19 protein-coding genes are annotated in these 25,157 nt (G+C 55.3%); 6 read left to right on the forward strand and 13 right to left on the reverse strand.

The window, feature by feature from the left end; all coding sequences use genetic code 11:
• Positions 1 to 187 precede the first annotated feature (187 nt).
• Together BJF95_RS11040 and BJF95_RS11045 are read left to right on the forward strand one after the other, a co-directional pair.
• Positions 188 to 1,279 (forward strand): hypothetical protein, encoded by a 1,092-nt coding sequence (locus tag BJF95_RS11040; RefSeq protein WP_245297300.1) that lies wholly within the window; start codon positions 188 to 190, stop codon positions 1,277 to 1,279.
• A gap of 113 nt (positions 1,280 to 1,392) precedes the next feature.
• The gene (locus tag BJF95_RS11045) at positions 1,393 to 2,433 is read left to right on the forward strand and encodes a zinc-dependent alcohol dehydrogenase family protein (protein WP_075639531.1); all 1,041 of its coding nucleotides are present in this window, start codon (positions 1,393 to 1,395) and stop codon (positions 2,431 to 2,433) included.
• Positions 2,434 to 2,504: 71 nt separating this feature from the next.
• Here BJF95_RS11045 and BJF95_RS11050 read toward each other — a convergent pair whose 3' ends face one another.
• The 4 genes from BJF95_RS11050 to BJF95_RS11065 are packed head-to-tail and all read right to left on the reverse strand — an operon-like array spanning position 2,505 to position 7,632.
• Positions 2,505 to 3,059 (reverse strand): sarcosine oxidase subunit gamma, encoded by a 555-nt coding sequence (locus tag BJF95_RS11050; protein WP_075639532.1) that lies wholly within the window; start codon positions 3,057 to 3,059, stop codon positions 2,505 to 2,507.
• Positions 3,052 to 6,045 (reverse strand): sarcosine oxidase subunit alpha, encoded by a 2,994-nt coding sequence (locus BJF95_RS11055; RefSeq protein ID WP_075639533.1) that lies wholly within the window; start codon positions 6,043 to 6,045, stop codon positions 3,052 to 3,054. Before BJF95_RS11055 ends, BJF95_RS11050 begins: the two co-directional genes overlap by 8 nt.
• Positions 6,042 to 6,362 carry a sarcosine oxidase subunit delta gene (locus BJF95_RS11060; protein WP_075639534.1) on the reverse strand — a complete coding sequence of 107 codons (321 nt, stop codon included), beginning with the start codon at positions 6,360 to 6,362 and terminating at the stop codon, positions 6,042 to 6,044. The genes BJF95_RS11055 and BJF95_RS11060 overlap by 4 nt, the downstream gene beginning before the upstream one ends.
• 16 nt (positions 6,363 to 6,378) lie before the next feature.
• Positions 6,379 to 7,632 carry a sarcosine oxidase subunit beta family protein gene (locus tag BJF95_RS11065; RefSeq protein WP_075639535.1) on the reverse strand — a complete coding sequence of 418 codons (1,254 nt, stop codon included), beginning with the start codon at positions 7,630 to 7,632 and terminating at the stop codon, positions 6,379 to 6,381.
• Between the two features lie 439 nt (positions 7,633 to 8,071).
• Here BJF95_RS11065 and rpsU point away from each other — a divergent pair, with 439 nt between their 5' ends.
• Both rpsU and BJF95_RS11075 read left to right on the forward strand, forming a co-directional pair.
• Positions 8,072 to 8,308, forward strand: coding sequence for a 30S ribosomal protein S21 (gene rpsU, locus BJF95_RS11070; protein ID WP_075640281.1), 237 nt, complete (start codon positions 8,072 to 8,074; stop codon positions 8,306 to 8,308).
• A gap of 259 nt (positions 8,309 to 8,567) precedes the next feature.
• Positions 8,568 to 9,395, forward strand: a complete 828-nt coding sequence (locus BJF95_RS11075; protein WP_139317520.1) for a tetratricopeptide repeat protein — start codon at positions 8,568 to 8,570, stop codon at positions 9,393 to 9,395.
• Between the two features lie 84 nt (positions 9,396 to 9,479).
• Here the strand turns inward: BJF95_RS11075 and BJF95_RS11080 are convergent, their stop codons facing one another.
• Positions 9,480 to 9,704 (reverse strand): aa3-type cytochrome c oxidase subunit IV, encoded by a 225-nt coding sequence (locus BJF95_RS11080; protein ID WP_075639536.1) that lies wholly within the window; start codon positions 9,702 to 9,704, stop codon positions 9,480 to 9,482.
• Positions 9,705 to 10,006: 302 nt separating this feature from the next.
• Between BJF95_RS11080 and BJF95_RS11085 the strand changes: the two genes are divergently transcribed.
• Together BJF95_RS11085 and BJF95_RS11090 are read left to right on the forward strand one after the other, a co-directional pair.
• The gene (locus tag BJF95_RS11085; RefSeq protein WP_075639537.1) at positions 10,007 to 10,546 is read left to right on the forward strand and encodes a TRAP transporter small permease subunit; all 540 of its coding nucleotides are present in this window, start codon (positions 10,007 to 10,009) and stop codon (positions 10,544 to 10,546) included.
• A 27-nt stretch (positions 10,547 to 10,573) separates the two neighbouring features.
• Positions 10,574 to 12,100: a TRAP transporter large permease gene (locus tag BJF95_RS11090; RefSeq protein WP_075639538.1), complete on the forward strand. Its 1,527-nt coding sequence runs from the start codon at positions 10,574 to 10,576 to the stop codon at positions 12,098 to 12,100.
• 88 nt (positions 12,101 to 12,188) lie between these two features.
• On the opposite strand, the gene BJF95_RS11095 is transcribed toward BJF95_RS11090, so the two are convergent.
• The 8 genes from BJF95_RS11095 to BJF95_RS11130 all read right to left on the reverse strand — a co-directional run bounded on the left by BJF95_RS11095 (position 12,189) and on the right by BJF95_RS11130 (position 24,904).
• A complete protein-coding gene (locus BJF95_RS11095) occupies positions 12,189 to 13,238 on the reverse strand; it encodes a DUF2332 domain-containing protein (protein WP_075639539.1) in 1,050 nt (349 codons plus the stop codon).
• Between the two features lie 5 nt (positions 13,239 to 13,243).
• Positions 13,244 to 13,732 (reverse strand): MaoC family dehydratase, encoded by a 489-nt coding sequence (locus BJF95_RS11100; protein ID WP_075639540.1) that lies wholly within the window; start codon positions 13,730 to 13,732, stop codon positions 13,244 to 13,246.
• 178 nt (positions 13,733 to 13,910) lie between these two features.
• On the reverse strand, positions 13,911 to 15,863 hold the full coding sequence (glgX, locus tag BJF95_RS11105) for a glycogen debranching protein GlgX (protein WP_075639541.1): 1,953 nt from the start codon (positions 15,861 to 15,863) through the stop codon (positions 13,911 to 13,913).
• A gap of 9 nt (positions 15,864 to 15,872) precedes the next feature.
• Positions 15,873 to 17,501 carry an alpha-D-glucose phosphate-specific phosphoglucomutase gene (locus BJF95_RS11110; RefSeq protein ID WP_075639542.1) on the reverse strand — a complete coding sequence of 543 codons (1,629 nt, stop codon included), beginning with the start codon at positions 17,499 to 17,501 and terminating at the stop codon, positions 15,873 to 15,875.
• Positions 17,502 to 17,508: 7 nt separating this feature from the next.
• Positions 17,509 to 18,945, reverse strand: coding sequence for a glycogen synthase GlgA (gene glgA / locus BJF95_RS11115; RefSeq protein ID WP_075639543.1), 1,437 nt, complete (start codon positions 18,943 to 18,945; stop codon positions 17,509 to 17,511).
• A gap of 4 nt (positions 18,946 to 18,949) precedes the next feature.
• The gene (gene glgC / locus BJF95_RS11120; RefSeq protein WP_075639544.1) at positions 18,950 to 20,212 is read right to left on the reverse strand and encodes a glucose-1-phosphate adenylyltransferase; all 1,263 of its coding nucleotides are present in this window, start codon (positions 20,210 to 20,212) and stop codon (positions 18,950 to 18,952) included.
• A gap of 16 nt (positions 20,213 to 20,228) precedes the next feature.
• On the reverse strand, positions 20,229 to 22,400 hold the full coding sequence (gene glgB / locus BJF95_RS11125; RefSeq protein ID WP_245297332.1) for a 1,4-alpha-glucan branching protein GlgB: 2,172 nt from the start codon (positions 22,398 to 22,400) through the stop codon (positions 20,229 to 20,231).
• 41 nt (positions 22,401 to 22,441) lie between these two features.
• Positions 22,442 to 24,904 (reverse strand): glycogen/starch/alpha-glucan phosphorylase, encoded by a 2,463-nt coding sequence (locus BJF95_RS11130; RefSeq protein WP_075639546.1) that lies wholly within the window; start codon positions 24,902 to 24,904, stop codon positions 22,442 to 22,444.
• Between the last annotated feature and the right edge of the window lie 253 nt (positions 24,905 to 25,157).

Raw genomic sequence — 25,157 nt, forward strand, 5'->3', positions numbered from 1 at the left:
TTTTGCGTTTTGGGGCAGTAAAGCTCGAAAACCACCAATCCTCACGTTCCGGGTCTGCTGGGCACAACCAAGCTGAAATTTGGAGAGTCTTTGGCTATTTCGGGGCTTCTATCGGCATATACTTCCTATTATGGTAAGGTCTTGCGAAAACAGAAATTTGCGGTGAAGCACCGTAGCTAGATAGATGATGATCAATTTGAACATGACACTTCCTCAACGTCCGTTGACCATCAAGCGGGACGTTCTCTCCTTACCCTTCGTGTACTATTTCTCACCTCCCATCATTCTCGCGTTGCTGGTCGCGATGTTTTGTATGGAAGGGCCTGGAATTTTGCGCGATCTCCAGATCAAACAGGCTCCGCTGGAGTTGAAAGACGGCGACATTCAAGGAAGTTGCAGGACCAAGAAGGCAATTTTTACCTCATGCGAGGCCAAACTAACCTACGCCTATGACGGTGTGAAACACGTTGCAGAAACCGATTTCATGTTCGTGGATCTTCACAGTGGCGACTATGAAGCCAGCATCGTGATCTCGAAAACGGATCCGAAACTGGCAACGCTTTCGCTCGGCCTTTCCATGTTGTGGAATCGAATCATCAGTTTTTTGGCGTTCGGTTTCTTACTCGCTGCCGGCTTGGTTCTTTTGCTGTTAACGCTATTTCGGATACTTCGTTCGCGTGGCTATATCCGTCAGCCGGGAATGTTGAGCTTAGTTCCCGTTGCAATCACGGCTTCCAGCGAGAGCAGGGGCCGATTGACTCTGACTTATGCAGATACGGTCAGGGAGGATAAAACCAAACGGATGGCATTTACGCAACTTGAGAAAGGTGCTGAACCCATCGTTATTGGAGAATCAAAAGGACACCCTGTTGCATTAGCGGCGTGGCATGAACACGCTTCCGTACCCGTGTTGCTGGACAGTCGCCTTGAGCGCATCAATTTGGCGCAGGAAGAGCGCGCGAATTTGCTGCGTACTCTCACCGATCAAGGACTAATTGGTGAGCAGAGTGAAAATCATCCACAGGCGAAATCCCAGTTTTTCGTTCAGAGTCTCAAGGTGTTTGCGGCGGCCGTCTTGCTTCTGCTCGTTGCCTTGTTTGGTTATTGGCTTTGGTATGTCTTTGCGGCTCCGTCGCAGTTCACCTCACCGGCAACGGATATCAACAATATGATGCCAGCGCCTCTCAATCGTTGGGCTTGTACACATCTTCAAGAGCGTTTTGGCGATCAGAATGCGCCCTTCGGCTGCGTTGCAGACGATTTCAAAAGTTGGAAGTGATCTCTATGTCGCTGCGCATTTCATGGGATGCGTGGCGCTGACGTTATTCGCTCCCTCATGGCGGCGTGCTACAACTCTATGATCTGTACGTTATGTGAAACATGGGAGCAAAGATGAGAGCTGTGTTGTTTGAAGCCTACGGCGAAGATGCCAAGGTCGTGACCGTTGATGATCCGACACCGCCGTCGCATGGCGTGGTTGTGAAAGTTGAGGCGACGGGCGTGTGTCGCAGTGACTGGCATGGCTGGATGGGACATGACCCTGATATTACGTTGCCCCATGTGCCGGGTCATGAATTGGCAGGCACTGTTGTTGCCGTTGGCAAGGGTGTGGTCCGCTGGAAAGTGGGCGATAGGGTGACGGTGCCTTTCGTGGGTGGTTGCGGTTCGTGTGACGAATGCCACGCCGGACATCAGCAGGTTTGTCATAATCAGTTCCAGCCAGGGTTTACCCATTGGGGATCGTTTGCGGAATATGTTGCGATCCATCAGGCCGATCTCAATCTGGTTGCTTTGCCACAGACAATGGACTTTGCCACGGCGGCCAGCCTTGGCTGCCGGTTTGCCACATCTTTTCGCGCCGTTGTTGATCAGGGCAAGGCCGGGGCAGGGCAGTGGGTTGCGGTGCATGGTTGCGGCGGTGTCGGCTTGTCAGCCGTTATGATTGCCAATGCCGTGGGCGCAAACGTCGTGGCCATTGATATTGGCGAGGATAAATTGGCCTTGGCGAAGGAGTTGGGCGCTGTTGCTACCGTAAATGCATCGTCCGTTGCTGATGTGGCAGAGGCGGTGATGGAAATCACCAAGGGCGGGGCGCATGTGTCTTTGGATGCGCTTGGACATCCTGTGACTTGCTTTAACTCGGTACAGAACCTGCGTCGGCGCGGCAAGCATGTGCAGGTTGGTCTGATGTTGGCCGATCACGCCAAGCCGCAGGTTCCTATGGCCAAGGTGATTGGTTGGGAGCTGGAATTGCTGGGTAGCCATGGCATGCAAGCCCATCGCTATGGTGCAATGCTGGACATGGTGCAAAGTGGCAAGCTGGACCCGTCAAAGCTGGTTGGGCGTCAGATTAGCCTTGATGAGGCTCCGGACGCACTGGCCAATATGGATAAATTTCAAAGTGTTGGAGCTACGGTGATTACCCGTTTCTAACACTTAAAAAATGCCATTAAAAAAGCCGCCTTGCATAATTTTGCAAGGCGGCTTTTTCGTTTGAGAGGTTCTTAAAGGCTCGCGTCCGCAGCCCCTTCTTGCAACATGCCAAAGGCATATTCTGCAAAAGAACGCCAGCATTCTACGCGGAAATCCTGCTCATTCATCCGGTAGAGCACGATCTCGATCTTGCCGAACACCGTGCGGGTAACAGAACCCACCGGGAAGGTTTTTTGTGACAGATTGAGCGGGCAGGCGGTGTTGAGGGTTTGCACGCTACCGGGGCCAGACACCAGAATGGCGGTGTTGCGGTGTGATACATTGGTGGCGGAGTGGATGGTGCCGGAGGTGGCGCAAAGTGCCATCAGGTCGGCCTCGCTCTCGTCAATCACCAGCCATTCATCCGGGCCGAGCCAGAAAGCGAGGCTGGGGCCGGATTGGGTGGAGGTTTTTGGTGTTGTCGGCAGGGCAAGGTTGAGTGCTGTGGACAGGCCAGCTACAGCATCCGCGCCTGCCCGCAAGGAAATGCGCGAGGCAGGAGTTGCGGGTGTAAGTGTGACATGGGCGGAGCCTGCGGTTTTGCCATCCAAAACCGTTTTGCGGGTGGCATTGATCATATCAGCCATGGATACGGCCTCCTTCCTTGTCAAAGAACACCATGTCCGTCACCTCAACGGCAATGGTTTTGTCGGGCATCGGCACATAGAGCGTTTCGCCCATCTTGGCACGGCCCCCTGCCACAGTCGCAATGGCAATGGAGCGGCCAAGGTTTTCAGACCAATAGGATGACGTCACATGGCCCAGCATGGTCATCGGCTTGGGCTGATTGGGGTTGGCAACGATCTGCGCGCCTTCTTCCAGTACTTCGTTCGGGTCTTTGGTCAAAAGGCCAACCAATTGCTTGCGGCCTGAGGCCACCAGATCAGGGCGCTTGAGACCGCGAATGCCCACAAAGTCGGTCTTTTTCTTGGAGACGGCCCAGCCGTAATTGGCATCATCCGGCGTCAGCGTGCCATCAGTGTCTTGGCCGACAATAATATAGCCTTTTTCGGCGCGCAGCACGTGCATGGTTTCTGTGCCATAGAGGCAGGCACCTAAGCTTTCCGCCCGCTTCCACACGGTTTCAAACACGGATGCGCCGTAATCGGCGGGCACGTTGATTTCAAAGCCCACTTCGCCGGTAAAGGATACTCTGAACAAGCGGGTAGGCACGCCGCAGAACTTGCCTTCGGCCACGCTCATATGCGGGAAGGCTTCGTTTGAAATATCAATGCCTTCAATGAAGGGCTCGATAATCTCTCTCGCCTTTGGTCCCTGCACGGCAATCACTGCCCATTGCTCGGAAGCAGATGTGAGCCAGACCTTCAGCTCTGGGAATTCCGTTTGCAGATAGTCTTCCATATGGTTCAGCACGCGGGCCGCACCGCCGGTGGTGGTGGTAACGTGGAAGCGGTCTTCTGCCAAACGTCCGACCACACCATCATCATAGATAAACCCATCATCACGGGTCATGATGCCATAGCGGGCCTTGCCGGGCTTCAGGCTGTCCCACGGATTGGTGTAGAGCAGGTTGAGGAATTTGGCCGCATCCGGGCCAACCACTTCGATCTTGCCCAGCGTCGAGGCATTGAACACGCCCGCAACCTCGCGCACGGTTTTGCATTCGCGGTTGACAGCGGCGTGCATGTCCTCGCCGGGCTTGGGGTAATACCAGGCGCGTTTCCAGTTGCCGACATCTTCAAAATCGGCACCAAGTGCTGTTTCCAGATCATGCATCGGGGTTTTGCGCGTCGGGTCAAACAACTCGCCGCGCGAATGGTTGATCAGCGTGCCAAAGGTCACCGGCGTATAGGGGGCGCGGAAAGTGGTGAGGCCCACTTGCGGGATATCCTTGCCCAGCATTTCGGCGGCAATGGCCAGTCCGTGCATATTGGACAGCTTGCCCTGATCCGACGCCATACCATTGGTGGTAAAGCGCTTGATATGCTCAATGGAATGCATTCCCTCGCGCACCGCCAAGCGAATATCCTTGGCGCAGACATCGTGCTGGAAGTCGATAAAGGCTTTCACGGTTGTGTCACGGCCAGCCCCTTGGGCGGCACCAATCATACCGCCGGTCCAAGCAAAGGCGTTCTTGCCATTCGGAATCGCGGCTGTTGCACCGTCCGCGCCGGTCTCTTTGGCAAATTGGCTGCCTGCGGCATGGGCTTCCGCCAAAAGATCGCTCAAATCATCCGTGCCATTGCAGGCACCCACGCAGAGGCTTTCCTGCACGTACACATCCGGCAGGAACCGATCCTTGGCGGCATCAAACTTCAACTTGCCGCGCGATTGCGAAAACAGATGCACCGAAGGCGTCCAGCCTGCTGACACCAGCAGCGCATCCACATCAATCTTGCGGGTGGAGCCACCGGAATTGCGCTGCACGCTGATGGTTTTGACTCGCAGGCGACCGGATGTATCCGTCACACCATGGCCGGTCAGCACCTCAATGCCCAGCGCTCTTGCCTCCGCCAACACAGCTTCGCCGGGCTTTTCGCGGCAATCAATAATCGCTGCAATGGTGACGCCCGCTTTTTTCAGATCAATCGCGGCTTCATAGGCCGAATCATGAGCGGTGTAGACCGCCACTTTTGCGCCCACGGCAACACCAAAATGGTTGAGATAGGTGCGCGCAGCCGACGCCAGCATAATGCCGGGGCGGTCGTTGTTGGCAAACACCATGTGGCGCTCAATCGCGCCGGTGGCCAGCACCACTTTTTTTGCCCGCACCTGCCACAGCCGTTCGCGGGGCAAGCCCTTGGCGGGTTTGGCGATATGGTCGGTGATGCGCTCGGCCAGACCGAGGAAATTATGGTTGTAATAGCCAAAGGCTGTGGTGCGGGTCAGCACGGTGACATTGTCCATGGCTTTCAATTTCGCCACAGTGGCTTGCGCCCAGTCGTAGCCGCTCACACCATCAATCACCGCACCGGTGTCATAATGGAAAGCGCCACCCATTTCCGGCTGTTCATCGCAGATGATCACCGATGCGCCTGTCTCAGCCGCGGCAAGCGCCGCCGTCAGGCCCGCCACGCCGCCGCCGACCACCATCACATCGCAATGGGCGTAGCGGTTGGCATAATGATCGGTGTCGTCTTCGGTTGGGGCCACGCCAAGGCCTGCGGCACGGCGGATGATCGGCTCATAAATCTTGTGCCAGAAGCTTTTAGGCCACATGAAGGTCTTGTAGTAGAAGCCAGCGGCAAAGAAGGGCGAGAGCAGATCATTGACCGCACCAATATCCATCGACAGCGACGGCCAGCGGTTTTGCGTCTGCACGCGCATGCCATCAAACACTTCCTGCACGGGCGCGCGCACGTTGGGCTGACGCCGCGCACTATCGCGCGAAATGTCGAGCAGCGCGTTTGGCTCTTCTGGGCCAGCCGTGAGAATGCCGCGTGGACGGTGATATTTGAACGAGCGGCCGACGAGATGAATGCCATTGGCCAAAAGCGCCGATGCCACGCTATCACCTTCAAGGGCCGTGAGAATGCGGCCATCGACAGTGAAACGGGCGGTTCTGGCAGGGGTCAGACGGCCCTTGCCGGGGATACGATTGGCTCCGCTCATTTCGCAGCTCCCTTGTTGTCGATGAGGGCCTGCACAGCGGCATCATCCGGCTTTGCTTCACCTGCCTTATAGGTCAGCAAAAATTTGTCGCTGACCGTATCGCGCACCGCGTTGAAGAAGCGCCCGCAGCCATGCAGATGCCGCCAACGTTCAAAGATAATACCCTTTGGGTTATCGCGCAGAAAGAAATAGGCCTCAAACTCTTCATCGGAAATCTCGGCAATATTGGAAGGCCGCACAATATGCGCCTCGCCTGCGCCGTGAAACTCCAGTTCGGACCGTTCTTCCTGACAATAGGGACATTTGATCAACAGCATCTCGAAATCCCTTTATTTAGTGAGCCACCGCAGCCGCAGCCGCTTCATCAATCAATCGTCCGGTGCGGAACCGATCCAGCGTCAGGCCCTTGGCCAAGTCATGCGGTTCACCCTTGGCAATCAGATGGGCAAACAGGTTGGCAGAGCCGGGCGTGGCCTTGAAGCCACCGGTGCCCCAGCCGCAATTGACAAACAGATTGGGCACTGGCGTCACGCTCTGAATCGGTGAACGGTCGGCGGTGTTGTCGGTAATACCACCCCATTGGCGCATCATCTTGACGCGACGGAAAATTGGAAACAGCTCGCAAATCGCATCCAGCGTGTGGGTGATAATCTGCAAACCGCCGGTTTGTGAATAGGAGTTGTACTGGTCGGTGCCAGCCCCAATCACCAACTCGCCCTTATCCGATTGCGAAATATATGCGTGCACAGTGTTGGACATCACCACGCAGGGGAAAATCGGCTTGAGCGGCTCCGACACCAGCGCTTGCAGCGGCGTGGAATGGATCGGCAGGCGCACATCGGCCATGCCCATCACCATGGAATTGTGGCCGGAGGCGGAAACGCCGATTTTCTTCGCGCCAATAAAGCCCTTGGAGGTATCAACGCCAATGACTTCACCGCCGGGTCCGCGGCGAATACCCGTGACTTCGCAATTTTGAATGATATGCACACCGCGATCGGACGCAGCACGGGCATAGCCCCAAGCCACGGCATCATGGCGGGCCGTGCCGCCGCGCCGTTGCAGGGCGGCCCCATTGATGGGGTAGCGGGCGGTTTTGCCAATCTCCAGCGGCGGGCAGAAGGCCTTGGCCTGTTCCGGCGTCAGCCACTCATTATCAATGCCATAGAGCGTGTTGGCATGGACGTGGCGCTTGAAGCTCTGCTTGTCATGCACATTGTGCGACAGCATCATCACGCCGCGGGCCGAATACATCACATTGTAATTCAGCTCCTGGCTCAAGCCCTCCCAGAGTTTGAGGGAGTGCTCGTAAATGTCCATGCTCTCTTCATAGAGATAATTGGAGCGAATGATTGTGGTGTTGCGCCCGGTGTTGCCGCCGCCAATCCAGCCTTTTTCAATCACGGCAATATTGGTGATGCCATGTTCTTTGGCCAGATAATAGGCAGCGCCCAAGCCATGGCCACCGCCGCCAATAATAATGACATCATAGGATTTGCGTGGCTCGGGCGATGTCCATTGGGCGCTCCAACCGGTGTGGGCGCGAAGCGCCTCGCGGGCTACGGCAAAAACCGAATATTTGCGCATTCCTATCGTCTCCTATAACCACGTCACTCTGGCGTAGAGGCAAAGCTGTGACAGATCAATATGCGCCATGCCCCTTCCTTTGCGACACGCATCTGTTCGTCTTTCGACACGTCAGCATTATTCGTGCACAGCCATGGCATTTTCATCATAATCTTCTATCTAACGCATGGCGCGCTCCACTGGATCGTTTGAACGATAGCGTCTGTGTAAAAAAAGCGCTCCCCGCTTTGAACCCATGCAAATTGGGGTGCTTTCGAGTGCATTTGCAGGGTCTTTTTTAAAAGACTGTGCAACTGGATATAGACTCTGGCCTATCGATCTGTTATTGGCGCTCGAAATTACTGAACTCTCGGGTTCAGTGAACAGCATTTTTTTGGGTCCGTCCGATGGTATTCGTCTGGCGGCTGTTGAACATAAAACCAAAGGAACGGGATTCGACGTGCAGGTACTTGTCCGCGATAACAACGTTGATCAGGCGCTTCGCGCCTTGAAGAAGAAGATGCAACGCGAAGGCATCTTCCGTGAAATGAAAATGCGTGACTACTATGAAAAGCCGTCGCAGAAGCGTGCTCGCGAAAAGGCTGAAGCCGTTCGTCGCGTTCGCAAGCTTGCACGCAAGAAGATGCAGCGTGAAGGCTTGATTGCTGCGCCTGCTCCTCGTGTTGCCAGCCGTTAATCGGCCGCAATTTAGTGGTTTAAATTAAAAAGCGGCGACGGTCTCCACGTGGCCGCTTTTTCTATGTTGAAGATAGTCTATTGTGCAATGATGCCATGATACGCTTGGCCGGAATCGGTTTAAGAGATAATCATATGGCTGATTTCAATGGTATGACGTTTCTTTGCCGTCATTGTGACAGATACGTCGTTAGTTAAGCGGAACGGAAAGCATGGTGCATATGGCCGGGATATCTTCCAACATCAGCGGTAAGGCGCATATGTCGCGCTGGAATGGACTGGGAGTAAAGGCTTTCGGCGTCGCCGTCTTTTTCGCTCTCGCAGGCTGTCAGACCAGCCAGACCACGGATGTGATCAATATTGACCGCGCGCAAGGCTCCAAGGAGAATATCAGTTCTCTCACTGCTGTCATTGCGGCCAATCCCAAAGATCCAAGCGGTTACAATGTGCGCGGCTCTGCTTATGGGCGTGCCGGCGATTTCAATCGCGCTTTGGCTGATTTCAGCACCGCTTTGCAGATCAATCCAAATTTTTATCAGGCCTATGCCAACCGCGCTCTTGTGTATCGCAACATGGGTAAGCCTGTTGAAGCCGCGCGTGATTATACGGCCGCTTTGAAAATCAATCCGAATTACGATGTTGCCTATATTGGCCGCGGCAATATTTACCGCCAGGCCGGACGCGTTGATGAGGCGTTTCAGGATTTCTCCAAGGCGATTTCGCTCGATACCACCGATGGCCGGGCCTATCACAATCGCGGTCTGATTTACCAGTTGCGCGGCCAGCACGATAAGGCAATTGACGATTTCTCCAAGGCGATTTCTCTGTCGCCGGGTGCGCCTGAGCCATACAATGGTCGTGGTGTCAGCTACCTCGCCTTGAATGATGATGAAAACGCCTTTGCCGATTTCAATCATGCGATTGAAATGAACCCGAAGCTGGCCGAATCCTGGGCCAATCAGGCGCTGGTCTATGAGCGTCGTGGCGATAAGGTCAAGGCTGCAAAGTCCTATTCCCACGCCGTGGGGCTTGATCCCAATTATCAGCCGGCGCGCGATGGTTTGGCGCGCACACGCGGCACCAGCTGATTGCATCACCATTAAAAAAGCCGGGGCATTCCCCGGCTTTTTTGTGTCTCAAATTTTGATTTGCCAGCAAAGCACTGTCGCTCTTTAGCGCATCAAGAAAATACCGACAGCGCTGAGAATAATGAAGATGGCGAAGCCTCCCAAAAAGCCCGCCGCGCCAAAAAAACCTGCTGCCATGGCAATCATCAGAGCGACGAGAATGGCCGAGCCGTATTTTGTCAGATTGATAAAGCCGTCATAGGTCTTTTCGTGTTCGGAATAGTCCATTTTGGCACCAGTCTCGACTGGTCCTGAATGGTGTTCGCTCATGCTCCTGCTCCCCAAAAGCGGTTTCTCCCAACAAATCATGCGCGACAGCCTCCGACAGCCCATCTTTTGAACGGGCATTATCGAGGACATTATGCCTGATTTTTCTAAACTAACCGAACTCTGCTGCGCGTGCAACGCGAAGATTGCGGTGACCAAGCGCGCATCGTGGTGTGATCACCAAAAAGCTTCGACTTTAGACCAATATCACCTTGCTTTTGCCCAAATCTACTGAATGGCGAAGGTGCGCGGTTGCGCAACAACGCCGCTTGTTCTAAGCAAAACGAAGATTTGGGAGGGCCGCTATGAACCTTTTGTTGGGATTAAGCCGATCGGTCGATCGCTTAAGCGAATTTTTTGGTCGCATTGCAGAATATCTGGTCTTGCTGTGCTGCCTGATCAGCGCTGGCAATGCCATTATACGCTATATTTTCAACATCAGCTCCAATGGCTGGCTGGAGATTCAGTGGTATCTGTTTGCCTATGTGGTTTTGGTGGGCGCATCCCACACGCTGCGCAAGAATGGCCATGTGCGGGTGGATCTGATTTATGGATCGGTATCCGAGCGCAAACGCCTTTGGATTGATACCATCGGGTTGATTTTCTTTCTGCTGCCAGTGTGCGTCTACATGACCTTCCTGTGCTGGCCGTTCTTCTGGTTGTCCTTTACCCAAAATGAAATGTCCTCCAATGCGGGTGGGTTGCTGCGCTGGCCGGTCAAACTGGTTCTGGTAGCAGGCTTTGCGCTTTTGGTGCTGCAAGGGCTGTCCGAACTGGTCAAACGCATTGCTGCGCTGAATGGCAGGGTCGAAATCGACACCCGCTATGAAAAGCCGCTGCAATAAGCCACCGCATTTAGAGGGGACATCACCATGTTCGATTTCGGTATTATTCCGCCCGCCATGTTTCTTGGCATGGTCCTTTTCATGCTGTTTGGCTTTCCAGTGGCATTTTCGCTGGGGGCGGTCGGCATATTTTTTGGCCTGATCGGCATTGCCACCGGCCATTTTCAGGAAGTGTTCCTGCAAGCGCTGCCCTATCGCTTCTTCGGCATTGTTTCTAATGATTTGCTGTTGGCCATTCCGTTCTTCACCATGATGGGTGCTATTCTGGAGCGCTGCGGTCTGGCTGAAGATCTGCTGGAGGGAACCGGCAAACTGTTTGGTGCCGTGCCCGGTGGTATCGCCTACGCAGTCATTCTCGTGGGCGCGATTATGGGTGCCATCACCGGCACGGTTGCGGCCTCGGTCATCACCATGGGCATGATTTCTCTGCCGGTTATGCTGCGCTATGGCTACAGCGAAAAGCTGGCAACCGGCGTTATCGCCGCCTCTGGTACCATGGCGCAGTTGATTCCACCGTCACTGGTTCTGGTGATCTTGTCCGACCAGCTCGGCAAATCGGTGGGCGATATGTATATGGGGGCCGTGGGCCCTGCCATGATGCAGATCGGCATCTTTATCCTGTTTATCCTCGGCGTTTCCATCTTCCGCCCATCGCTTGTACCACCTTTGCCAAAGGAAGTGCGTGGTGATCTCGACTGGAAGCTGATCCGCAAGGTTCTGGCCGGGATGCTGCCGTCCATCGTGTTGATCTTTCTGGTGTTGGGCACCATCTTTCTGGGTCTTGCCACACCCACAGAAGCGGGCGCATTGGGCGTTGTCGGCGCATTGGTGCTGGCGGCCGCACACCGGCGTCTGACATGGCCGTTGATGCGGCAGGCAATGGAATCCACTATGTCGATCACCTCCATGGTGGTGATGATTCTGGTTGGTTCCACCTGCTTCAGCCTGGTGTTTCAAGGCATGGACGGCTCACGCTGGATTGAGCATATGCTGACGGGCCTGCCAGGTGGGCAAACCGGCTTTCTGCTGTTCGTCAACTTCTTCATTTTCTTCCTCGCCTTCTTCCTCGATTTCTTTGAAATCGCCTTTATCGTCGTGCCCATGCTGGCCCCTGTGGCCCAGCATCTTGGTATCGATCTGATCTGGTTCGGCGTATTGATCTGCGTGAACATGCAGACCTCCTTTATGCATCCACCCTTCGGATTTGCCCTGTTTTACCTGCGCAGTGTTGCCCCCAAAAGCGTCAAGACCCGCGAGATTTATCTTGGCTCAATTCCATGGGTCTGCATGCAATTGATCATTGTTGGCGTGGTGATTTTCCTGCCGCAATCGGTGACCATGTGGGTGGAAAAGCCAAAAGAGCTTAATCTGGACAAGGTGAAAATCGAAGTCCCGGCGCTTGGCGGCGGCCTTGGTTTGCCCCCTATTGGCGGCGGCTCGGGTGGGCCGAATTTCGACCTCGGCACGCCACCATCGTTTGGCGGTGCGGGTGCAGGCACAACACCCGCCGCTAAACCGGCAACGGATCTCAGCCAACCACCGGTTTTTAAGTGATTGAATAACAAGGCCCCGGATTTGCTCCGGGGCCTTTTTCACGTCTGTCGGCTTGATGTTGAACCAGGCAGGTGCCGCCTGCTGATGGTTATGGTGTCCAACCGGCCCAATTTATCCAACGGCCATGGAAATCGGCACGGCCAATTTCGCGTTTTTCACCATTTGGCCAGATCTGCAGGCTTAACGCCGCCCCCCGTTTGCCATCGGCTTCCATCTGCAAATGCGCCAAAGGCGCATGCATTGTTGCATGCTGCCCAGCTTGCTGAATGAGAGCTTCTCCCTCAGCTTTCAAGCGGTCTGGCAAATATTGCCATGCGACAGAGTTATAGATCACATGGATCAGGCCGTCGTGCGGCTGTGTCAGTCTGGTCTTGAGCCATTCAATCGCATCAGCGCGGGTGACGGAGAGGTTATTGTTGGTGGCGATATCGAGTGCTGCCTTGGTCCGTTCAAGCCGGTCAGTTTGATCTGGCCAGATATAGGAAAACAGCCGCATTTGATCTTCGCTTGATGTCGGATCAAGCGGGTTGAGATCGCATCCAGCCCGCTCGGCAACTGTGATGTCCGCAAATGGCGGCGAAGCGCCTTGCCATTCGGGTGCCAGCGTTACCTTTGAGGGGCCACCCCAGATGAAATCCGCCAGTTGATAGCGATACCGGTCCCATTGAAGGTTCAGCCCGGCGCTGGCCCCAACTTCTGAAAGCTTTAAGGGCAGGCCGAACAGAGAGGCAAGGGTGAGAAACCCGGGAAGCAGGGCCGCAGAGCGCCGGACTTCATTGGTTTGAGGAGCCGAGTTCAAACGCTCTTGAATAAAGCTTTCGTTCTCAACCAAAGCCTGTGAAACCGCTGCCCAAAGAGCATCATCATCGACGTGATGCGGTGGATAAACGCGCGCCAGAGACCCATTCAGACCGTTGAGCACCAAAGCATGAAGTGTGCCTGCCAGCCGCAACGGCACGGAATCACCTGCGGATGTTGTATCGCCGGGCCAAGAGAGGATGCGGTTGGCCACAGCATTGTTATCTTCAAGCTTTGCTGCAACCAGGCGGCAAAGGCGGGCATTGAAAGGCGAGCCGAGGGCCTCGCAGGATCGTGCTTGATCTAAAAATGAGTCGCGGATTGAAAGGGTGTTGGCCATGCTCCTTAAACGTCCTCCGGGCGGTCCTTCGGGTCAAACTGGATGATGGTTTGCCATGTGGCGGTGAGAGCGGGCTTTTGTTCGTTTTCGATTTCAACCGTCACATCATAGGTGGTCATGCACATGGCAGCACCGCGAAACCGCACATTGGTGAGCGTGAAGCGGCCGCGAATGCGTGCCCCACTGCGCACCGGCGAGATCAGGCGCAAAGCTTCAAAGCCATAATTGATCCCCATGGTTTGTTCGCGCACCACCGGCACGCAGTCGTAATTCATGGTCGACAATAGTGAAACCGTGAGAAAGCCGTGGGCGATTGTGCCGCCATAGGGGCTTTCTGCTTTGGCACGTTCTGGATCGGTGTGAATAAACTGATGATCATGGGTGGCATGGGCAAAGGCATCGATCATGGCCTGGTCGATGGTGATCCATTGGGAAACACCCACGTCCTGACCGACGAGGCCTGGCAATTCGGCAAGTGAAATTTCGCGTGGCATATTGCCCTCTTCGTCATCAAAGCGGCACCCGTCAGCCTGAGTTTCACCTAAATCCACGCGGATTTAGATGAACATCATGTTGTAGGTATCAAGTGTTATAGAGAACCTTTGTGCGCCATATATGGCGCACGGCGCTGTCATACAGGCTTGGGCGCATTTGTCCATAAAACACACTGTATCAAGACCGTTCAGTTGGGTCTTCCATCAGGAATGTCACAGAGCGGGCCGGAATTTCCATGCTGGTGCCGAGACTATCCGTCAGCACATTGCGCCATTGTCCGATGGATGGCTCGGTCATGGTGAGCGAAAACGCGCCGCCACGATTGATCAGAATGGCGAGACGAACCGCTGTGTCGGTCTGATGATCAAGCGTGTTGAGAATAAGTCCGACAAACGTGCCATATTGCGATTCCCAATCCCCCACAGACATGGGCTTAGCAGAGGCCGAGACCCATTCCACATCACCGTCTTGGAAAAACGCAGGATCACGCAGCACTGAAAAGCGCTTTCGCACGGCGGAAAGCGATGCGGTCAGATCAACGAGATCGCGATCGAGGTGTGACCAGTCCAGCCAGGTGATGGCATTGTCCTGACAATAGGCATTGTTATTGCCGCGCTGGCTGCGTCCGCCTTCATCACCTGCCGTCAGCATGATCCAGCCTTTGCTGGCAAACAGGGTGGAGAGCAGGGCGGCGAGATCCCGCTTGCGGGCTGCCAGAATGGCGGGATTGGAGGTTTCGCCTTCCGCACCATTGTTCCAGGAGTGATTGTCATTGTGGCCATCGCGATTGTCTTCGCCATTGGCCTCATTGTGCTTGTGGTTGTAGGCAACAAGATCATGCAGGGTAAAGCCATCATGGGCGGCGATAAAATTAACGCTGCGGGTGGTGTCTTGAGAGAAAATATCCGAGGAGCCAGCCAAGGCGGTGGCGATTTGCCCACTCATATAATCATCGCCACGCCAAAAGCGACGCATGACATCGCGGGCGCGATCATTCCATTCCAGAAACGGTTTTGGAAAATTGCCAAGTTGATAGCCACCGGGACCAATATCCCATGGCTCGGCAATCACGACCCGGTCACTGAGCAACGGGTCATTCAGAATGGCGCTTAGTGTTTCGCCCTGGGCTTCAAAGCCTTCGGCTGTGCGCCCAAGCACCGGTGCCAGATCAAAGCGAAAACCATCGACCCCGGCATTGGAGACAAAATGGCGCAGCGTATCGACAATCAATTGCCGTACCATCGGATGGTCTGCGGCGACCGTATTGCCGCAGCCGGTGTCATTCACCAGAACGCCGGGCTGATCGGACAGATGGCGGTAGTAACTGAGGTTATCCAGCCCGCGCATGGAGAGCGTGGCACCAAAACGGTCGCTCTCTCCGGTATGGTTGAACACCAGATCGAGAATGACACCAATGCCCTCGGCATGGAGGGCCGCGACAGTGTCGCGCAATTCTGCCAGCCCGCCGGGGCAGAGGCGCGGATCAAGCGCCATAAAGGCCACGGGGTTATAACCCCAACTGTTGCGAAGGTTTAAAGCCGCCAGATGGCGCTCATCAATCCATGCGGTGATTGGCAATAGCTCAATGGCATCAACACCAAGATGCTTGAGATGAGCAATGATGCTCGGATGGGCGAGGGCGGCCACGGTGCCTCGCATTGTCTCTGGCACATCAGGATGCAGCATGGAAAAACCGCGCACACTGACTTCATAGATCAAGCCACCAGCGGGCAGGCGAGGGGCCTCGATTTTGGCCGTGATGGGCTCGCTCAAAACCGCCTTTGGCACCAGCGATTCTGTATCAAAGCCAAATTCCGACAGGCGCGCATCATACTGGAAAGGCCGATCCAAAATCACCGCATAGGGATCGACCAGAAGTTTGGAGGGATCAAACCATTGCCCTTGGTCGGGATCATAAACACCATGCGCGCGATAGCCATAGCGCGCACCGGCCTTGACAGTCTTGACGCTGATACGGTGAAACCCATCAGCGCCGCGCTGCATGGCAAGACGCTTGGTTTCGCGTTCGCCCTTGTCGTCAAACAGGCAAAGTTCGACTTTATCCGCATGACGAGAGAAGACCGCAAAGTCTACTCCCGTCGCTGTCAATTTCGCGCCGCCACTTGCCATCAGCTTTGATCAGGTGATCACGCTGGGCGCATCGCGCCCGGTGCGGGCCTTGATGTCTGCCAGTTCTTCGGCGGCAACAATCAGATCGGCCAGCGCGTCCTTGGTTTCCATGCTGTGGTTGGACGAATCCGGCTCATACCGCTCGATATAAACACGCAGCGTGGCCCCGGATGTGCCGGTGCCAGACAGGCGGAACACAATGCGCGAGCCGCCTGCAAACAGGATTCGAATGCCCTGCTTCTTGCTTTCCGAATGGTCAATCGGGTCGTGATAGGCAAAGTCGTCGGCGGCCTCAACGGTCAGATCACCGATTTGAGTGCCGGGCAGATCGGCAAGCTTGGCGCGCAGCGCTTCAATCAGCCCATTGGCGGCATCTGAATCGACTTCTTCATAATCGTGGCGGCAATAGTAGTTTCGACCATAGCTGGCCCAATGCTGGCGCACGATTTCCTGCACGCTCTCACCCCGGCTTGCCAGCACGTTGAGCCAGAGCAGCACGGCCCATAGCCCGTCCTTTTCGCGCACATGGCTGGAGCCGGTGCCAGCACTTTCTTCGCCACAGATGGTCACTTTGCCAGCGTCCATCAGGTTGCCGAAGAATTTCCAGCCGGTTGGTGTTTCATACATGCCGATTTTCAGCCGCTCGGCCACTTTGTCGGCCGCCGCACTGGTGGGCATGGACCGGGCAATGCCGGCAATGCCTGCGGAATAGCCGGGGGCGAGGTTGGCATTGGCGGCCAAAATCGCAAGGCTATCAGACGGGGTTACAAACATGCCCTTGCCGATAATCAGGTTGCGGTCGCCGTCGCCATCCGATGCGGCACCAAAGTCCGGCGCATCTGGACCCATCAATTCATCATAGAGGTCTTTGGCATGCACCAGATTTGGGTCCGGATGATGGCCGCCAAAATCGGGCAGGGGTGTGCCATTGCGCACTGTGCCTTCCGGGGCACCCAGACGGTTTTCGAGAATTTCCTTCGCATAAGGGCCGGTGACGGCGCTCATGGCATCAAAGGACATGCGAAATCCGAGGCTGAACATGTTGCGAATGCCGGGGAAATCAAACAATTGCTCCATCAGTGCGGCATAATCCGCAACAGGATCAATCACCTCAACCGTCATCGCGCCCAGCTCAAAGCTGTTGACATTGTCGAGATTGATGTCGGCAACATCCAGCGTCTTATAGGAGGTGATGGTCTTGGAATTGGCATAGATGGCATCGGTGATGCGCTCCGGTGCCGGGCCGCCATTGCCAATATTGTATTTAATGCCGAAGTCTTCGGTTGGTCCGCCGGGATTGTGGCTGGCAGACAGAATAATACCGCCAAAAGCTTTGTATTTGCGAATGATGTTGGAAGCCGCAGGCGTCGACAAAATGCCGCCCTGACCCACCAGCACCCGGCCAAAGCCATTGGCAGCGGCCATTTTGATGGCTTTTTGAATGACTTCACGGTTATAGAACCGTCCATCGCCGCCGATCACCAGCGTTTTGCCTTTGAAATCTTCCAGCGAATCGAAAATCGATTGGATAAAGTTTTCGGCGTAATGTTCCTGCTGGAAATGCGGAACTTTCTTTCTCAGGCCCGATGTGCCGGGCTTCTGGTCAGAATAGGGTTTGGTTGGAACCGTGATAATCATGCGTGTTTCAGCCTTTTCCGAGGAGGCGATGATAAAGATGGACGTAAGCCTGTGCGCTTGTTTCCCATGATACGTCTGCTTTCATGCCCTGCTTCTGGATCTGATTCCATGTTTTTGTGTCTTTGAACAGACGAATTGTGCGTCGCACCGCCTGTCTTAATCCTTCCGCAGTCACTGCCGCGAATTGTATGCCGGTTGCCGCCTTAGCATTAAGCGCTGCCGCGTTGGCGTCAATGATCGTGTCGTTCAAACCACCGGTTCGTGCGACCACTGGCACGCAGCCGTAGCGCAAGCCATAAAGCTGGGTCAAGCCGCAAGGTTCAAAACGCGATGGAATGATAATGGCATCACTGCCTGCCTGCATGAGGTGAGACAGCGGCTCATTATAGCCCAATTGCACACCCACCCGGCCGGGATGGCGGTTTGCTGCCGTTTTCAACGCCCATTCCAGCCCCGGCTCTCCAGAGCCGAGAACCACAAGCTTGCCGCCTTCTGCCACCAGATCGTCAATAATCTCGGCCAGAACATCCATGCCTTTTTGCCAGGTCAGGCGTGAAATCACACAGAAAATTGGGGAATTATCATGATCGAGGCCAAAATGCTTGGTCAATGATTCCCTGTTGAGGCTGCGCTTTTTCAGCGTTGTCACGCCGTAAGATGCGGTAATGAGAGCGTCCTTGGCCGGATTCCAGGCCTCAATATCGATTCCATTGACAATCCCGTGCAGGCTGTCGGCGCGACTGGCCACAACGCCTTCCAATCCCATACCATAGGCGGGGTCGAGAATTTCCTCGGCATAGGATGGGCTGACGGTGCTGATGGCGTGGGCGGTGACAATGGCCCCCTTCAGGTAAGATACCGTGCCATGATATTCGAGCGCTTCCCAATAGGCATGGCCGGGAAGGTTCAGCTCTGGCAGGATATTGGCGGCAAACTGCCCCTGAAATGCAATGTTATGAATGGTCAAAAGGCTGGGGATTTCAGGCTTTTCACTATAGCGCATAAACACGGGCACAAGGGCTGCCTGCCAGTCATGCACATGCACCAGATCAGGTTGCCAATCGGCCAGCGCCCCTTGCGCAATCTGCGCGCCGGCCATGGATAAAACCGCAAAGCGTTTCCAATTGTCGACATAGTCTTGGCCTGTGGGGTCCAGATAGGGGCCACCGGCTCTTCGATAAAGGTCTGGTGCATCGAGAACCAGAAGGTCCAGCCCTTCATAGGTGGCGGCCAGAAGGGTGGCCGCTTCGCCCAGAAGATCTGGGAAATGCATCAAGGGATTGGCAGGCCCGATCTTGTCCATCACCGCCGGATAGCCCGGCAGCAGGGTACGGGTATTGATGCCCAGCACATCAAGCGCCAGCGGCAGTGCACCCGCCACGTCGGCAAGACCACCGGTTTTGATGAGCGGATAGACTTCCGAGGTGACGGATAAAACATTCATCTGATTACAGATCCAGCTTGTCGATCATGGCCTGGGTGATGAGGCAGATCCCATTTTCAGAACGGCGGAAACGCTTGGCATCCATTTCCGGGTCTTCACCCACGATCAGCCCTTCGGGAATGACCACGCCATGGTCGATCACCACATTGGTCAGCCGCGCATGACGACCAACAAGCACTTTTGGCAGAATCACCGCGCCCTCTAGCCGCGAGTAGGAATTGGCCCGCACACCGGTGAACAACAGGCTCTTATACAGGGCTGAACCGGAAATGATGCAATCGCCCGACACCAGAGATGAAATTGCCGAGCCGCGACGGCCCTCATCGTCATGCACGAATTTTGCGGGTGGATTGATCTCTGCATAGGTCCAGATTGGCCAGGTCTTGTCGTAGATATCCAGCTCCGGCACGATGTCTGTGAGGTCAACATTGGCCTGCCAATAGGCATCAATGGTGCCGACATCGCGCCAATAGGGGTTTCTTTCAAAATCGGAGCGGACGCAGGAACTGGCGAACCGATGGGCAACGGCTTTGCCGTTTTCAACGATATACGGGATGATATCCTTGCCAAAATCCCGGCTGGAATTGGGATCGGCCGCATCGCGGCGCAAGGCGTCCATCAGGAACTTAGTGTGGAAAACATAGATGCCCATGGAGGCAAGCGCCATGCTTTCGTTGCCCGGAATACCCGGCGGATCAGCAGGTTTTTCGACAAAAGCGATGATATTGTCTTTGTCATCAACATGCATGACACCAAAGGCGGTGGCTTCCAGTCTTGGAACCTCCATGCAGCCAACGGTGACATCGGCGCCACTGTCGACATGCTGCTGAAGCATCAGCTCATAGTCCATTTTATAGATGTGGTCGCCGGCCAGAATGACCATATATTCCGGCGCGTAGGATTCGATAATATCAATATTCTGAAACACGGCGTCAGCCGTGCCTTCATACCATTGCGTTTCCGAGACGCGCTGGCTGGCTGGCAAGATATCGAAGCTCTCGTTGCGTTCTGGCCGCAAGAAATCCCAGCCACGCTGCAAATGGCGGATCAGGGAGTGGGCTTTATACTGGGTGGCGACACCGATGCGGCGGATGCCCGAATTGATGGCATTGGACAGGGCAAAATCAATGATGCGGGCTTTGCCGCCAAAATAGACTGCGGGCTTTGCGCGGCGATCCGTCAGTTCTTTCAGGCGGCTTCCTCGTCCCCCTGCCAGCACATAGGCCATTGCATCGCGCGCCAAGGGTTGAACTCTCTTTGTTGTCATAAAATGCCCTCCCGCATTAAGATTCCAGCTCCAGCATAATCACGGCCAATGGTGGTAACGATAGGCTCGCTGCTGCCCAATCGTGGCCCTGAGGCACCGCCTCCACGCGACCGCCATTTCCCTTGCCGCTGCCGCCATAGATTTCAGCATCTGTATTTAAAATTTCCCGCCATCGGCCAGCAACCGGCAGCGGAACAGTATAATGCTCATGATAAACGGGGGTCAGGTTTGCGATCACCGCGATGGGCTTGCAATCGGGTGCTTTGCGCAGCCACGCAAACACTGATTGCTCGACATCATCGCTGATCAACCATTCAAAACCTTCTCCTTCGCAGTCTCGGGCATGCAGCGTTGGCTTGTTGCGATAGGTCAGGTTCAAATCGCGCACCAGCCGGCGCATACCTTCATGTAGAGGATATTGCAGCAGGTTCCAGTCCAGCGCGCGCTTTTCGCTCCATTCACTCCATTGCGCAAATTCCTGCCCCATAAACAACAGCTTCTTGCCGGGATACCCCCACATAAACGCATAATAAGCGCGAAGGTTCGCAAATTTCTGCCAATCATCGCCAGGCATTTTGGCAATCATTGAGCCTTTGCCATGCACCACTTCATCATGGGAAATGGGCAGCACGAAATTTTCGCTGAACGCATAGAGCAGGCCGAAGGTGATTTCCTGATGGTGGAATTTTCGATAAAGCGGATCACGGGCAAAAAAGCTGAGCGTGTCATGCATGAAACCCATGTTCCACTTGAAGCCGAAGCCCAAGCCACCCTCATGCACCGGCTGCGACACCTTTGGCCAGGATGTGCTTTCCTCGGCAATGGTCATCATCTGCGGATGGGCTGCATAGACCTGCTGGTTCATTTTTTGCAGGAATCGCACCGATTCCAGATTTTCCCTCCCGCCATATTCGTTGGGAATCCACTCGCCGTCTTTTCGCGAATAATCGAGATAAAGCATCGAGGCCACGGCATCGACCCGCAAGCCGTCGAGGTGGAATTTCTCGCCCCAATACAGCGCATTGTTGGTCAGATAAGAGAGAACCTCGGAGCGGCCAAAATTGTAGATGGCTGTGTTCCAGTCGGGGTGAAAGCCCTGACGCGGATCTTCATGCTCATAAAGGGCTGTGCCGTCGAACTGGCGAAGGCCATGGGCGTCGGTGGGGAAATGGGCTGGCACCCAATCCAGCAGCACGCCAATGCCAACCTTGTGGCAACCATTGACGAAACGGGCAAAGCCTTCCGGCTCGCCAAAGCGGGCCGTCGGGGCATAAAGGCCCGTGGTCTGATAGCCCCATGACGGATCATAGGGGTGTTCGCTGATCGGCAAGAATTCGATGTGGGTAAAGCCCATATCAACGCAATAGGGAATCAGCCGCTCGGCCATTTCATCCCAGCTCAGAAACGAGCCATCGTCGCGCAATTGCCAAGACCCGGCATGGACTTCATAGATCGACATCGGTTGGCGGCGCTTGTCGACGCTTGCCCAATGTTTGATATGGTCGCCGTCATCCCAGTCCTGCTCAAGCTCGCCTGTGGTGATCGAGGCGGTTTGCGGGCGCAATTCGCTGCGCCGTGCAAAGGGATCGGCCTTGAGCGGCAAAACATCGCCATAAATGCCGAGGATTTCAAATTTATAGGTGCTGCCGGCGCGCACATCGGGGGCGAAAATTTCCCAAATGCCGGTGTCGCGGCGCAGTCGCATCACATGGCGGCGGCCATCCCATTCGTTGAAATCACCCACCACGGACACCCGTTTGGCATTGGGTGCCCAGACCGCAAAGTGAAAGCCATCGACCCCCTGATGGTGGATGGGGTGGGATCCCATCTTGTCAAACAGGCGTAAATGCGAGCCTTCGCGCACAAAATAATCATCCATCGGCCCCAGCACCGGACCAAAGCTATAGGGGTCGGTGACGGACCATTCCACATCGCCGCGTGTGGCGCGGTAGCGCAATGGCTGGATGGATTTCACGGCAATGTTGCCCGCAAAAAAACCATCCGGGTGCAGGCAATTCAGCTCACCCAGCGTGGTGCTATCAAGCCCCATGGCCGTGATGGTTTCAGCACCGGGAATAAAGCAGCGGGCCACGAAGCCGTCTACGCTGTTATGCACGCCCAGCACGGCAAAAGGATCCGTATGCAGACCCGATAGAATGGCATCAACAACAGCAGGGGCTGGAGCCATAGGCTCCGTTGATTTTTCGGCCTGCTTGCTTGGTTTCTTCATTAGGCTCTCCAGATGTCGGCCGTATATTGCTTGATCGTCCGATCCGAAGAGAACCAGCCCATGCGAGCGGTGTTGTAGATGGTTTTGGCGTTCCACGTGCTGCGGTCCAGCCAGACCTCATCCACGGTGCGTTGGGCGCTAGCATAGGCATCGAAGTCGGCGGCCACCATGAACCAGTCGTGGGAATAAAGCCCATCCACCAGCTCCTGGAACCGACCGCGATCATCGGGAGAAAAGACACCGGACGCGATGGCGGACAGCGCTTGTGAGAGTTCGCGCGAATGCTCGATAATGGCGCGGGGATTGTGGCCTTCTGTGCGCACATTGCCCACCTCTTCGGCGGTCATGCCAAAGATGAAGATATTGTCCGCCCCAACATGGTCGCGCATTTCGACATTCGCACCGTCCAGCGTGCCGATGGTCAACGCACCGTTGAGGGCAAATTTCATATTGCCGGTGCCGGATGCTTCCATGCCTGCCGTCGAGATCTGCTCGGACAGGTCGGCGGCAGGCACCATGACCTCGGCCAGCGACACATTGTAATTGGGCACGAACACCACTTTGAGCAATCCGCGCACCGATGGGTCGTTGTTGATCACCCGCGCCACATCATTGGCCAGTTTGATGATCAATTTCGCGTTGTGATAGCTTGGCGCTGCCTTGCCTGCGAAGAGTTTTACCCGCGGCACCCAGTCGCGCTCAGGATGCGAGCGGATCTGATCGTAAAGCGCCACAGTCTCAATGATGTTGAGAAGCTGGCGCTTGTATTCATGAATACGCTTGATCTGGATATCGAACATCGCCGATGGATCGAGCCGAATGCCCATGCGGCTGGCCACCAGATTCGACAATTGCTGTTTGTTGGCCCTTTTGATCGCGGCGAATTTTTCCTGAAACGCGCTGTCGTGGGCAAAGGCATCCAGCGCCGTCAGCTTCTCGGCATCGTCGAGAAACTCATCGCCAATGGCTTCGCGGATCAGCGAGGTGAGGCCGGGATTGCACTGCATCAGCCAGCGGCGCGGGGTAATGCCATTGGTCTTGTTGTTGATGCGGTCGGGGTAGAGCTTGTGCAGGTTGGCAAACACCGTTTCCTTCATCAGCTCGGTGTGCAGCGCAGACACGCCATTGATGGAATGCGAGCCCATAAAGGCCAGATTGCCCATGCGCACGCGCCGGTCGCCATTTTCATCAATCAGCGAAATGCTGGAGATTTCCGCGTCGTTGAAGTTTTTCTCCTTGCGCGCCTCCACCAGACATTTGGCATTGATGGCATAGACCAGCTGCATATGGCGAGGCAAAAGCCGCTCAAACAGCGGCACGGGCCAGCTTTCCAGCGCTTCCGGCAACAACGTATGGTTGGTATAGGAGAATGTGCCCTTGGTGATCTCCCAAGCCGTGTCAAAGTCCAGACCATGAATGTCGCAGAGCTGGCGCATCAATTCGGCAACCGACACCGCCGGGTGGGTGTCGTTGAGCTGAATCGCCACTTTTTGCGGAAGATCGGTGAGCGCGTTGCCCTGTTGCAGATGGCGGCGCACAATGTCTTGCAGGGATGCGGAGCAGAAGAAATATTCTTGTCGCAGGCGCAATTCCTGACCGGCTGGCGTGGCATCGGCGGGATAAAGCACGCGGGTGAGGCTCTCAGCCCGGTTGCTTTCGCGCAGCGCGCCAATGTGGTCGCCAGCGTTGAAGGCGTCGAGCAAGATCGGATCGATCGGCTGGGCCGACCAAAGACGCAGCGTGTTGATGCGCGCGCCACGCCAGCCGACGATGGGGGTGTCGAAGGCCATGGCAATCACGCGCTCGCTGGGCTTCCAAACATGGCGGATTTCGTCCGTACCGGTGCTAATGGTTTCCACGCCGCCGCCAAAGCCGATTTCGTAAGAGCTTTCGCGGCGCTCAAACTCCCATGGATTGCCGTGGGCCAGCCATGTTTCCGGCAATTCCACCTGCCAGCCATCGGCCATCTGCTGGCGGAAAAGGCCGTGGACATAGCGAATACCATAGCCGTAGGCCGGGATATTCACCGTTGCCATGCTTTCCATGAAGCAGGCGGCGAGGCGGCCGAGGCCACCATTGCCAAGTGCGGCATCGGGCTCAAGACCTGCGATGACGGCCATATCCACGCCCAGAGAGCCAAGGGCTTCGCGGATTTCTTCCATCAAGCCCAGATTGCTCATGGCATCGCGCATCAGGCGGCCAATCAGAAATTCCAGCGATAGATAGTAAACCCGCTTGGCGTTGGTGGCATAGGTCTCGCGGGTGGATTCCATCCAGCGGTCAATGATGCGATCTCGCACCACCAAAATTGTAGCGGTCAGCCAATCATGGGGCTTGGCGACCTTGGCGTCCTTGCCAATACCATAGGTGAGCCGTTCGATGATCTCTGCTGCCAGTGTTTCAGGATTTGAAACGCGGGGTGCCGGAAGCGGGAGGTCAGCTTTGGGAAGATTTTTGATCATAACGTTCGCCACATGGTGAGAATGAATGGGCAGGGCGCAAGGACCGGACAGTGTGCAACGCAAACCACCAGGAAGTGCAGTTTATGCATCCTTGGTGAGTTGTGGCAACAGGGTATTTTCGAAAGATGAACTATTACTGTTGGTTGAGAGGATTTTGCGCGACGAAATGAGGCGCTAAAATTTTCAGAGAAAATTGGAATCCGGTTTTTTGATAAGGCAAACTCAAACAAAACAAGCGACGTCCGTCGTGTTC

The organism is Rhizobium oryziradicis, from assembly GCF_001939045.1.
Taxonomy (GTDB): Bacteria; Pseudomonadota; Alphaproteobacteria; order Rhizobiales; family Rhizobiaceae; genus Allorhizobium; species Allorhizobium oryziradicis.